Source organism: Bacillus sp. B28 (assembly GCF_029536185.1).
GTDB classification, from domain to species: Bacteria; Bacillota; Bacilli; order Bacillales; family Bacillaceae; genus Bacillus; species Bacillus halotolerans.
In genome coordinates this window covers 1,700,152-1,712,017 of record NZ_CP120511.1, presented here as the reverse complement: position 1 = coordinate 1,712,017, position 11,866 = coordinate 1,700,152, and the positions used below count along the sequence as shown (strand labels likewise).

At 43.7% G+C, this 11,866-nt stretch carries 15 protein-coding genes; all 15 read right to left on the bottom strand.

The features are described 5' to 3' along the window. Positions 1–41: 41 nt before the first annotated feature. Positions 42–941 carry a DNA-processing protein DprA gene (gene dprA, locus P3L57_RS08650; RefSeq protein ID WP_059335799.1) on the bottom strand — a complete coding sequence of 300 codons (900 nt, stop codon included), beginning with the start codon at positions 939–941 and terminating at the stop codon, positions 42–44. Between the two features lie 60 nt (positions 942–1,001). Next, positions 1,002–1,904 (bottom strand): succinate--CoA ligase subunit alpha, encoded by a 903-nt coding sequence (gene sucD / locus P3L57_RS08645; protein ID WP_069486520.1) that lies wholly within the window; start codon positions 1,902–1,904, stop codon positions 1,002–1,004. 28 nt (positions 1,905–1,932) lie between these two features. Further along, positions 1,933–3,090, bottom strand: coding sequence for an ADP-forming succinate--CoA ligase subunit beta (gene sucC, locus P3L57_RS08640; protein ID WP_003238568.1), 1,158 nt, complete (start codon positions 3,088–3,090; stop codon positions 1,933–1,935). Positions 3,091–3,263: 173 nt separating this feature from the next. Beyond that, positions 3,264–3,545: a FlhB-like flagellar biosynthesis protein gene (locus P3L57_RS08635; protein ID WP_059292791.1), complete on the bottom strand. Its 282-nt coding sequence runs from the start codon at positions 3,543–3,545 to the stop codon at positions 3,264–3,266. Further along, complete coding sequence (locus P3L57_RS08630; protein ID WP_069486629.1) at positions 3,542–5,272, bottom strand: hypothetical protein; 1,731 nt, start codon at positions 5,270–5,272, stop codon at positions 3,542–3,544. Before P3L57_RS08630 ends, P3L57_RS08635 begins: the two co-directional genes overlap by 4 nt. A gap of 29 nt (positions 5,273–5,301) precedes the next feature. Beyond that, positions 5,302–6,069, bottom strand: a complete 768-nt coding sequence (locus P3L57_RS08625; protein WP_059335800.1) for a ribonuclease HII — start codon at positions 6,067–6,069, stop codon at positions 5,302–5,304. Positions 6,070–6,139: 70 nt separating this feature from the next. Beyond that, the gene (gene ylqF, locus P3L57_RS08620; protein WP_010334231.1) at positions 6,140–6,988 is read right to left on the bottom strand and encodes a ribosome biogenesis GTPase YlqF; all 849 of its coding nucleotides are present in this window, start codon (positions 6,986–6,988) and stop codon (positions 6,140–6,142) included. A 144-nt stretch (positions 6,989–7,132) separates the two neighbouring features. Beyond that, on the bottom strand, positions 7,133–7,480 hold the full coding sequence (gene rplS / locus P3L57_RS08615; RefSeq protein WP_010334229.1) for a 50S ribosomal protein L19: 348 nt from the start codon (positions 7,478–7,480) through the stop codon (positions 7,133–7,135). A 138-nt stretch (positions 7,481–7,618) separates the two neighbouring features. Beyond that, positions 7,619–8,350: a tRNA (guanosine(37)-N1)-methyltransferase TrmD gene (gene trmD, locus P3L57_RS08610; protein WP_069486519.1), complete on the bottom strand. Its 732-nt coding sequence runs from the start codon at positions 8,348–8,350 to the stop codon at positions 7,619–7,621. After that, positions 8,347–8,871, bottom strand: coding sequence for a ribosome maturation factor RimM (rimM, locus tag P3L57_RS08605; RefSeq protein WP_044155911.1), 525 nt, complete (start codon positions 8,869–8,871; stop codon positions 8,347–8,349). The genes trmD and rimM overlap by 4 nt, the downstream gene beginning before the upstream one ends. A gap of 4 nt (positions 8,872–8,875) precedes the next feature. Next, entirely contained in the window at positions 8,876–9,262 is a 387-nt protein-coding gene (locus tag P3L57_RS08600) for a YlqD family protein (protein WP_024121382.1), read from the bottom strand. Positions 9,263–9,383: 121 nt separating this feature from the next. Further along, positions 9,384–9,629, bottom strand: coding sequence for a KH domain-containing protein (locus P3L57_RS08595; protein ID WP_024121381.1), 246 nt, complete (start codon positions 9,627–9,629; stop codon positions 9,384–9,386). Then, a complete protein-coding gene (gene rpsP, locus P3L57_RS08590; protein ID WP_003220815.1) occupies positions 9,629–9,901 on the bottom strand; it encodes a 30S ribosomal protein S16 in 273 nt (90 codons plus the stop codon). Before rpsP ends, P3L57_RS08595 begins: the two co-directional genes overlap by 1 nt. Positions 9,902–10,006: 105 nt before the next feature. Next, the gene (gene ffh, locus P3L57_RS08585) at positions 10,007–11,347 is read right to left on the bottom strand and encodes a signal recognition particle protein (RefSeq protein ID WP_044155913.1); all 1,341 of its coding nucleotides are present in this window, start codon (positions 11,345–11,347) and stop codon (positions 10,007–10,009) included. 13 nt (positions 11,348–11,360) lie between these two features. Next, positions 11,361–11,693 (bottom strand): putative DNA-binding protein, encoded by a 333-nt coding sequence (locus tag P3L57_RS08580; RefSeq protein ID WP_044155914.1) that lies wholly within the window; start codon positions 11,691–11,693, stop codon positions 11,361–11,363. Positions 11,694–11,866 lie beyond the last annotated feature (173 nt).

Sequence of the window (11,866 nt, the reverse complement as noted above, 5' to 3'; positions counted from 1 at the left end):
ACTATTATTAAATATTACAATGCTGTTTGTCAAACGATAATTCAAAAGGGTTCCGTATATTGAACGTTTTTCTCAGGAAGCTCTGCATAAATATCCTCTGCAGACCATATGGCTTTAGCCCCCTCTTGAATCAATTTTATAGGACCTCCGGCGTAAGGATCAAATACAGAACCGGGTACGGCAAATACTTCTCTCCCTTGTTCCAGCGCTTGGTATGCGGTAATCAAAGAACCGCTTTTTTCTTTGCCCTGCACAACAATAATGCCCTCACTTAACCCGCTGATGATACGGTTTCTCATAGGGAAATGCCATTTTTGGGGTTTGGTTTCAGGTGGATGCTCTGACAGAAGAAGATGGTGTTTAGCCATGTGTTCTGCTAATTGAAGATTTTCTCGAGGATAAATGTTCTGAAATCCGCCTGCGATGACTCCGATTGTCCGCCCCTTCGCCTTAATACTTGCAGCATGGGACAATCCGTCAATCCCAGACGCCAGCCCGCTGACAATCACCCACTTTTTATGGCAAAGCTCTATTGTAAGATGATTGACAACCCGAATTCCATAAGCTGTCGGATGTCTCGTACCTACAATTCCTATTTTTCTCCCTTGAGAAAGAAGAGATATATCACCTTTTGCAAACAGCACGGGAGGCGGATCATAAATGGTTTTCAGCCAGAATGGATATTGATCTGAGGATATTGGGATGACATTAATGCCTTGCTGATGATATACAGAGAGTAAATGCTGAAGTTTTGGATATTGTTCTTCTATTTTATTTTTTAGAGCCGCAGCCCTTACTTTGCCGCGTGAAGCTGTTTCTAATGCACATGAAGGATTTGTCAGTGACATTGACGGATCAGCTTTCCACCATTTTAATAGAAGAGACGGGGGTAGTAATTGGTTGATTCTGCAAGTGATTAAACAGGCAGCGGCCTGATCCAATATGAGAACCTCCTTTTAACAGCAAAAGCAGGAACAGCCAAGATGGCTGTCCCTTCTCTATTAATGAGTTTTGCACGTTTCAAATAAATTCTTTTCTTTCAACACTTTAATTAATGTTTCTCCCATGACAGAAGGTGTCTCTGCAACTTCGATTCCGCATTCATTAAGTGTTTTGATTTTTTCATCAGCCGTGCCTTTTCCGCCGGAAATGATGGCGCCTGCATGTCCCATTCGTTTCCCTGGAGGTGCTGTTTTACCGCCAATGAATCCGACTACCGGTTTTGTCATGTTGGCTTTTACCCACTCAGCAGCTTCCTCTTCAGCTGTACCGCCGATTTCGCCGATCATGATGACAGCGTGTGTTTCAGGATCTTCGTTAAACGCTTTTAAAACGTCAATGAAGTTGGTTCCATTTACAGGATCGCCGCCGATTCCAACGGCTGTAGACTGTCCTACACCCGCTTCTGACAGCTGATGCACTGCTTCGTATGTTAATGTTCCTGAACGCGATACAACGCCTACATGACCCTTTTTATGGATATATCCGGGCATAATGCCGATTTTACATTCATCAGGCGTAATGACGCCAGGACAGTTCGGTCCTATTAATCTCGTTTTCTTGCCTTCCATGAAGCGTTTCACTTTTACCATATCTAAAACCGGGATATGCTCTGTGATGCAAATGACCAGATCAAGCTCCGCATCTACCGCTTCCATAATTGCATCAGATGCAAACGGTGCCGGAACATAGATAACAGACGCATTTGCGCCAGTCGTATGAACTGCATCAGCCACTGTATTAAATACAGGTACCCCTTCCACTTCTGTTCCGCCTTTTCCAGGTGTCACACCGCCCACGATATTTGTGCCGTATTCAAGCATCTGCTTCGTATGGAATAAAGCGGTAGAACCTGTAATCCCTTGTACAATAACTCTTGTATCTTTATTGATAAAAACACTCATTATTTGGTCCCCTGCCTTTCATTCTTTCCTATACTAAAGATACGATTTTCTGCGCGCCGTCAGCCATGGATTCCGCAGATGTAATATTTAATCCTGATTCACTAAGGATTTTCTTCCCTAGATCCACGTTTGTTCCTTCAAGACGGACGACAAGCGGCAATGTTAAACCGACTTGTCTTGTCGCTTCAACAACCCCTTCTGCGATGACATCACATTTCATAATGCCTCCGAAAATGTTGACGAAAATCCCTTTAACATTTTGATCAGAAAGAATGATTTTAAATGCTTCCGTGACTTTTTCTGCGGTTGCGCCGCCCCCGACATCAAGGAAGTTGGCCGGTTCTCCTCCATAATGTTTAATGATATCCATCGTGGACATTGCTAGTCCAGCGCCGTTTACCATGCATCCGATATTTCCATCAAGGGAAATGTAGCTCAGATCGTATTTAGAGGCTTCAATTTCTTTTGGATCTTCTTCGTCCAAATCTCTGTATTCCATAATATCTTTTTGTCTGTATAATGCGTTGCTGTCAAAATTTAGTTTCGCATCAAGCGCCATCACATTCCCGTCTCCAGTTACAACGAGAGGATTGATTTCGGCGATTGAGCAGTCTTTCTCAACAAACGCTTTGTATAGTCCAAGCATAAATTTAGCAGCTTTCCCCACAAGCTCTTTTGGAATATTGATAGCGAATGCAATTTCTCTAGCTTGATAGCCTTGGAGGCCAACAGCCGGATCAATGACAGCCTTTTTGATTTTTTCCGGTGTTTTCTCTGCTACTTCTTCAATTTCTGTTCCGCCTTCTTCAGAGGCCATCAGAACAATTCTTGAAGTGGCACGGTCAAGCACTAATCCCACATAGTATTCCTTTTTAATATCGCAGCCTTCTTCAATAAGTAAGCGTTTTATTACTTGCCCGTCCGGACCCGTCTGATGCGTAACGAGGGTCTTACCTAAAAGTTCTTCGGCATACGCTTTTACTTCGTCTAATGATTTTGCTATTTTTACCCCACCAGCTTTGCCTCGACCGCCAGCATGAATTTGAGCCTTTACGACATAAACCGAGCTGGATAAGCTCTTTGCTTTTTCAACTGCTTCTTCTGCTGTAAAAGCCACTTTACCTTCAGGAACAGACACCCCATATTTTCTGAGGACTTCTTTTCCCTGGTACTCATGGATATTCATTTCCCATCCTCCTAACTTATGTAACAAAACTAAAAATAGACTGCGCTTTCATTCTATATAATACTGGAAGAGTTGTCTAGAGTTCGATGCAAAATCTTAAAATCCTTCTAAACATTCAAACTTTTATTTTATTAAAAACATAAATTTCAAGCGGAGAATGGGGAATATTTTAGCTATTTTTTATTTTTTACACTTTCGTCCAATCTGTAAATGAAAGAAAAAATCTCGGCTACCGTTTCATAAAGTGCTTCCGGGATCTGGTCATCCACAGTCAAATGGCGCATTAATTCGACAAGGGTCCGATCTTCTTGGATCGGGACCCCCGCCTTTTTAGCTTCTTTGATAATGTTGTCAGCAACATGGCCCTTCCCGGTTGCAATTACTCTTGGCGCCTTGTCTTTTTTTTCGTCATAATGGAGAGCTATAGCTTTTCTTAAAGGCGTTTGCTCGTTCATATTTTCACATCCACTCCCTGATCACTGATGCTTGTTATGTATTGATCAATAGTAGCCTTTTCATCAGATTGAAGGCGTTTTTTAGCGTTAACCCCTGAAAGACTGTAGCCCATTTCTTTGAGCGATTGCTTGAGGGCGGGCACCATCGGATCGATTGCCGGCTGAAGTTCAAAGTCCGTCTCAATTGTAATCGTCATGACTTGCTGCTGTATCAGGCAGTCGACAACTGTTTCTTTTAACGTATCCAATTGCAGTAAAAACAAGAGCCGGCAATGGGAAGGATCGAGCTTTCCATCCGCTTCTTTTTGTCCTTTAAACAGAACAGTCATGTCCTGAATCCCCGATTTTGAAAACATCGGAAATGACATCACAATTTGGCTGTAGGAAGGATGATCCTGCTGCATGAGAAGCTGACCGTTTAATTTATGGAAGAGCTGATCCGCTTCCTGTTTGACAGGTTCCGCTAACTCACGTGACGCTCTGGCAGCATGAAGAGCCATCTTAACTGATTGAATATCATCAGGCAGCACTGCGGCACCTTGTTCTAACGCTTTAATAAATGCAAGCTCATCTCGAGCGCCTATTGCCATTTTCACTTTGGATAAGAAAGAAAGAACATCTGCCTTATCCGCCAAATTAGGAGCTGTTTGCTGAACAGCCTTTAAAAACACTTCTGCTTCTTGATCCGTGACTTGCGCGGCCTGCAAAGCAGATGCTGCTGCCTCAGGCTTATTTTGACTAGAGGAAACAACAGCCTTTATCCAATTCGCTGCTTCTTTTACGATTGGATTGCCGTTTTTATCCGCAGCTTCCGTCAGTGTGGCCAGCAGCCTTCCTGCTTCTTTCATTGAAATGTCTGAGACAGTTTTAGCGGCACCGTCTCGTGTGTTTCGCTGCTGCTCCTGCGGGTTTGCAGGCGCCCAGTTTGCCTTTCCTGCGGAGCCGTCTGCTGCGCTAAGCTCCCGGTTTCCAGCTGTGCTGACTGAAGAGGCAGCTCTGTTATGATCCGTTAACGAGATAAGCTTCTCGATAAGACGTTCTGCATGGACATCTGTTTCGCTATTAAAAAGTGCCGTAACGGCTTCTTTTAGCTTTGTCAGCGCCTGGCTCGGCTGAGGATTTTGATGAATAGCCTGAATCAGCTGAGATAGGTGCTGATGGAGCGGTACAGGCGATTTGACAGCATGAACTCCGCTCAAAACATCGGGGTGAACGGGGAGATCCCGCTTTAAGGCAGATAAAACTGTTTCGATGGCTTTTTTTGTGTCTGTCGCAGGCAGCGTGTCCATCCAGCGGACGGCTGTTTTGATATCATTTTCTGTGATGGGTGTTTTGCTTTTCAGCATTGCGCCAGCCATCATAAGGGATGCGTTTGACGGCTTCACTGAAATAGCGTTTAGAAGCTTGCCCGCTGCATCCTGAATGGTTTTGGGATTTTGGTCAAAGCTTTGCACAACCTGGAGACGGCCTGTCTGTTCCGCTGGTTTTTTTTCGTAGGAAAACCAGTAATACGCCTGAGGACGAAGCTGGGTTTCAAGTTTGCCTTGAATCGTTTGATTCCCTACTTGGATCAGTGCATGCTGGTCCCCTAATAAACGAAGCACTTTCCCTAAAAGGAGACGCTTTACGGCATTTGATTCGTCGGTTGTATGTGATGTTTCCTGCGGAGCTGCAGTGTTTCCAAAAAGGTTTTTGAGCGCCTGCTGTACATCATTTCGTATGTTCATTTTCAAAAGGTGCCTCCTTGTCCATTAGATTATCTGTAAGATTGAACAGGAGCGAAAGTTTTCCGGTGCAAGTCGGTCGGTCCATAAGCTGCGAGCGCTTCAAGATGCTCTTTTGTCCCATAGCCTTTATTTTTATCAAAGCCGTACTGCGGATACTTTTCGGCGTATGCGCTCATCATCCGGTCTCTCGTTACTTTCGCAATACACGCACCTGCTGCGATAGACACGCTCTTGGCATCACCTTTTATAATTGAAGACTGAGACGTATCGAGCGGCAGTGTCATCGCGTCAACGAGCAAATAATCGGGTGTATCGGACAAATCGCGGATTGCTTCGACCATTGCCAATTTTGAGGCTTCATAAATATTGATCTCATCAATAACAGCTGCTTCTACAATTCCTATGCCGACTGCCACAGCTTCTTTCATAATGAGATCGTAATATTCCTCACGCTTTTTTTCTGTAAGCTTTTTTGAGTCTGTGAGCCCAAGTATTTCGCATTCCTCAGGCAGGATGACTGCGCTGGCGACAACCGGTCCTGCCAATGGGCCCCGGCCTACTTCGTCTACTCCTGCAATAAAACGAAACCCCTTGTTTCTCGCAAGCCTTTCATAGGAGGTCATATTCACCCACTGTTCTTTTAGCGCTTTTTCCTTTGCGTGCTTTTTCAGCCATTGCTCTACAAGCGCTTGTACGCTTTTTCTCGGATCATTTTCACACTGGGCAAGAAATGGGTCCTGGTCATCTCTTACCTCTTGCAGACGGTCTCTAATGTCTTTTACGGTTAATGTATTCACTTTCTCTTCTCCCTTACTGTATGTATCGGTCCTGTCAGGAAAAAATAAAGACCCGCATTTCTGCGCGTCTTTACATCGTCGGCTGTTCGAATGACAGCCTCCCGAACTTTTCTGTGCGGATATCACGAATGATCACTTCAGTCGTTTTATCGTAGTTAATAAGCCCACCGCTCATGAGGCAGCCGCGTTTTTCACCTATTGCATCAAACAGCTCCGCGATGTCTTCAGGTATCTCATCGAGCCCGTAGCGTTCTTTAAGCCGTTCAGGATAATGTTCTTCGAGAAAACGGAGGCCAAACACGGCAACATCCTGAAGATTGATAATCGAGTCTTTAATAGCCCCCGTGACTGCCAGCCTCAACCCGACAAGCTCGTCCTCAAATTTAGGCCATAAAATCCCCGGAGTGTCTAAAAGCTCCAATTCTTTCCCGACTTTGACCCATTGCTGAGATGTTGTGATACCGGGTCTGTCTCCGGTTTTCGCAATGTTTTTCTTTGCCAGCCGGTTGATAAGCGTTGATTTTCCGACGTTCGGAATGCCGATGATCAGCGCCCGGATCGCTCTTGGCTTTACACCTTTTGCTCTCATCCGGTCAAATTTCTCCTGCAGGATATCTTTTGAAGCCGGAACAATTTGATTTAATCCTTGGCCGTTTACAGAATTAATGGACAGAGAGCGGATTCCTTGGTTCTCAAAGTGCTCTTTCCACTGCTGTGTAACTGCCGCATCTGCTTTGTCAGCTTTATTTAACAGCATAATTCTCGGCTTATTTTTTAAGATGTCTTCAATCATTGGGTTTCTTGATGACATCGGGATTCTGGCATCTACCAATTCATATACAATATCGATTAATTTTAATTTTTCGGTTACTTCCCGTCTTGCCTTTGCCATATGGCCAGGGAACCATTGGATTGTCATGTGACACGAACACCGCCTTTATCTTCTGAGTGTGCAAGATTCTTAGTTGTTCTTTATGTATTTTACGATGCCTGACCGGCATTTTCAAATTCTGTATAAAAAAAGAGCTTGTTACTGGTAACAAGCTCTTTTCGTTCGTTATCATTATCGTCTGATTTCTTTAATACGAGCCGCTTTTCCGCGAAGTTCACGCAGGTAGTAAAGCTTAGCACGGCGTACTTTACCGTAACGTACAACTTCGATTTTCGCGATTTTTGGTGTGTGTACAGGGAAAGTACGTTCAACGCCAACACCGTAAGAAATCTTACGAACTGTGAACGTTTCGCTGATTCCACCACCACGACGCTTAATCACAACACCTTCAAAGATCTGGATACGCTCACGGTTACCCTCAACAACTTTTACGTGTACACGTAAAGTGTCACCAGGACGGAACGTAGGAAGATCAGTACGAAGCTGTTCTTTTGTGATATCTTCAATTAGTTTTTGCATCGTTTTCAACTCCTTCCAACAGATGCTCTTGGCCTCAAAACCCGGCACAGCGGAACATCGTTTTCAAGCTTCAACGGATAAGCCCGTTCAAGCCACAAGTAGTATCTTATCACAATTTCATAGCCTATGCAATAAAATCTATTCTTTTTCCCATTCAGAAATCCATTTTCTTTCTTGCTCTGTAAGCGGATAGTCTTTCAGAAGATCCGGGCGTCTTAAATAGGTTCTTCTGATCGATTCTTTATTCCGCCATTCTTTGATTTTAGCATGGTTTCCTGATAGAAGTGTTTCAGGCACTTTTAAACCTTTATAATCTGCCGGTCTTGTATAATGCGGATGCTCCAAGAGCCCCGTACTGAACGAATCCTCTATGTGGGAAGCCTCTTTGCCAAGCACACCCGGAAGCAGCCTGACGACACTGTCAGCAATCATCATCGCAGGCAGCTCACCGCCTGTCAGAACGAAGTCGCCAATTGATATTTCATCTGTCACCAAATGCTCGCGGATTCGCTCATCATAGCCTTCATAATGGCCGCAGATAAACAGCAAATGCTCTTCCTTTGCCAATTCCTCGGCTTTTTTTTGGATGAAACGCTCACCTTGCGGGCAGACAAGGATAACGCGCGGCGGACTGTCGGCTTTTGAGGCCAGATCCTCAACCGCGTCAAAAACAGGCTGAGGCTTCAGAACCATACCTGCTCCGCCGCCGTAAGGATAATCATCCACTGTATTATGCTTGTTATCAGAATACTCCCGGAAATTGACGATCTGGAACTGCACTGCTTCTTTTTCTTGGGCTTTTTGAAGAATGGATGAACCGAGCACCCCTTCAAACATTTCAGGAAACAGCGTCAAAAAATCGATTTTCATTCGTCTATTAATCCTTCCATGAGTTGAATCTCAATTTTCTTTTCGCTGACATCAATCTGTTTGACGACTGATTCAATGTAAGGGATCAGCGCGTCTTTTTTACCTTTACGACCGATTACCCATACATCATTGGCTCCCGGTGTTAAAATTTCTTTCACCTTTCCGATCAGTTCGCCTTCTTCGGTAAAAACTTCACAGCCGATAATTTCGTGGAAATAAAATTCTCCTTCATTCAGCTCACCCAAATCCTCTTCAGGAACTTTGATGATGGCGTTTTTCAGTTCCTCTACTTCATTCAGGCTTTGTCTTTCTTTAAACTGCAGCAGATGAAATTGCTTATGCAGCCTGTACGTGTTTACCGTTACCTCTATCGGTTCTTGGCGTCCGTCCATAAACAAATACAGCGTGTTGCCCGGCTTGTACCGTTCTTCGGCAAAATCCGTTTTTGAAATGACCCGCACCTCACCTTTAATTCCGTGGGTATTTACAATTTTACCGACATTAAACCATCGCTTTGTCATATGATCACCTCTGGCGAATTTCAATTACTGTTCCGTCTTTTATGACGATGGTGTTTGCTGCTGTTTTCTCATGCCAGTCATCTCCGACTTCAATGGTCAGCAGCGCATCGATTTCCTTTTCTTTCATTTCACTGCCAAGCGGTAATGTATGTACTTGGGTAATTTGAAAATCGATCATTTTCATATTATCTTTTCGTTTTTCTATTGCCTTTTTAAATTGTTCAATTACATCTGGGTTCTGCTGTTCTTTTTCATGTTTTCTAAGCTGAAAATAGAGCTGGCTGCATTCTCGTTCAAGCATTTGCTTCTTTTCTGTGAAAGTAGATAAAAGCTTTTCTTTGCTGCGCTCGGTTAAGACTTGCATAACGGCTACACGGTGAATAATTTGCATCGCACCAAGCTCCCTGCTTTTAAAACTTTTTCAAGACCAGACTTTTCTATCTTGTCTTATCTTCTATCAGTTTACCCGTTTTTTGCGTGTAAAAAAAGGGGAGGTGCCGGCCCTCTCCCTTTTAGTCAAATATTTCAAATTGAACTTTCTTAGAAGACTGTGCGCCAGCTGCAAATACAGCTGTTCGAATCGCTTTTGCAGTCCGGCCTTGCTTCCCGATAACTTTACCGGTATCTGACTTATGAACAGATAAGCGCAGCGCAATCTTTTGATCGGTTTCTTCTCTTATGACCCGAATGTCATCTGGATGATCAACAAGCGGCGTCACAATCGTGACAATCAAATCTTCCAAGTGTTGATCAGTCATTACTTGCCTTGTTTAGCGTTGTGGAATTTTTCCATGATTCCTTGGCTAGAGAACAAGTTGCGAACTGTATCAGATGGTTTCGCTCCAGTTTGAAGCCATTTAAGAGCAAGCTCTTCATCGATTTTTACTTCCGCTGGTTTTGCAACCGGGTTGTAAGTGCCGACTGTTTCGATGAAACGGCCGTCACGCGGTGAACGAGAATCTGCTACAACAATACGATAGAAAGGAGATTTTTTTGCTCCCATACGTTTTAAACGAATTTTTACTGCCATTTTACTAGCACCTCCGAAAATATTTCAACAAGATAGTATATTAACAATGATAAAAGTGTTTGTAAAGTGTTTTTTCTTAACAACGGTTTTATCATGTATAACCGATTACATAAAAGGTAACTTAAATCCTTTTTTCTTTCCTTTTGACATGTTTGTCATCTGCTTCATCATTTTTTTCATTTCGTCAAACTGCTTAAGCAGACGGTTGACTTCCTGCACGGACGTCCCGCTTCCTTTCGCAATCCGCTTGCGCCGGCTGGCATTAATGATATCCGGCTGTTCTTTTTCAAGAACGGTCATCGATTTAATGATCGCTTCCACATGATTCAGCTGCTTTTCATCAACTTGAATATTTTTCAAGCCTTTCATCTTACCTGCACCCGGCATCATTTGCAGAAGCTCATCCAAAGGCCCCATGTTTCTGACCTGTCCGAGCTGCTCCAGAAAATCATCCAATGTGAAGCTCATTGTTCTCATTTTTTGTTCCAGCTCTTTGGCCTTGTCTTCATCGACGGTTGCCTGAGCTTTTTCAATCAATGTTAACACGTCACCCATGCCGAGAATCCTTGATGCCATGCGTTCAGGATGGAATGCTTCTAATGCATCAAGCTTTTCGCCTAAACCGGCGAATTTAATCGGCGTGTTTGTCACCGCACGAATGGAAAGTGCAGCACCCCCGCGCGTGTCTCCATCAAGCTTCGTTAACACAACACCGGTTAAACCGAGCTGTTCGTTAAAGCTTTTGGCTACATTCACGGCATCCTGCCCGGTCATTGAATCGACAACCAGAAAGATTTCTTCCGGATTCGCGATTTCTTTCACTTGGGTGAGTTCATCCATAAGCTCATGGTCGATATGCAAACGGCCTGCTGTATCCAAAATGACATAATCATAGTGTTCTTCCTTGGCTTTTTCGATAGCCTGCTTGGCTATTTCTACAGGGCTGACCTGATCACCAAGGGAAAAAACAGGCATGTCGAGCTGCTTGCCTAGCGTTTCCAGCTGCTTGATTGCAGCAGGACGGTAAATATCGGCAGCAACCAGCATCGGTTTGCGATTATGCTTTTTGCGCAGCAGATTTGCAAGCTTACCGCTCGTTGTCGTTTTACCGGCACCCTGGAGACCGACCATCATAATAACAGTCGGCGGCCGCTTCGCAACGGCGATTTTGCTCTCTTCGCCGCCCATCAGCTCAGTCAGTTCCTCTTTAACGACTTTAATGACCTGCTGGCCGGGCGTCAGACTTTTCATGACGTCTTGGCCTACAGCGCGTTCACTTACTTTTTTGACAAAATCCTTGACTACTTTAAAGTTAACGTCAGCCTCAAGCAGCGCAAGACGAACCTCACGCATCATATCTTTTACATCTTGTTCGCTGACTTTCCCTTTTCCGCGGATTTTAGAAATCGTCTGCTGCAGTCGGTCGGCTAATCCTTCAAATGCCATAGTTTGCCGCCTCCTAATCTAATTTCTCAAGCGCTTCAATCAGAGCTGTAATTTCTTCCTTTTCTTCAGTACCGGAAGCAAGCTCCTTCAGCTTATTAAACATCTCTTTACGCTCCTGAAACTTTTTCAAAAGGAGCAGCTTTTCTTCATATTGTTCAAGCATCGCTTCTGTTCGTTTGATGTTATCATAAACAGCTTGTCTTGAAACCTCATACTCTTCGGCTATTTCGCCAAGGGAGAAATCGTCCAAATAATAAAGAGACATATAGCTCTTCTGTTTAGACGTCAACAACGACTGATAAAAATCAAACAGATAATTCATTCTCGTTGTCTTTTCGAGCGACATATGAGCTCTCCCCTTTGTTAAGTCAAATCCCTTTACGATAACTTAGTTTACATGGTTTTAATGTGAGTGTCAAGTTTTTATCTTGTCAAAGCAACGATCACTTTTTCCAATATTATCTAAACATCATCTAATTTATTCCGATATTGTATATGATCCCTATTTTAAAGGAGGAT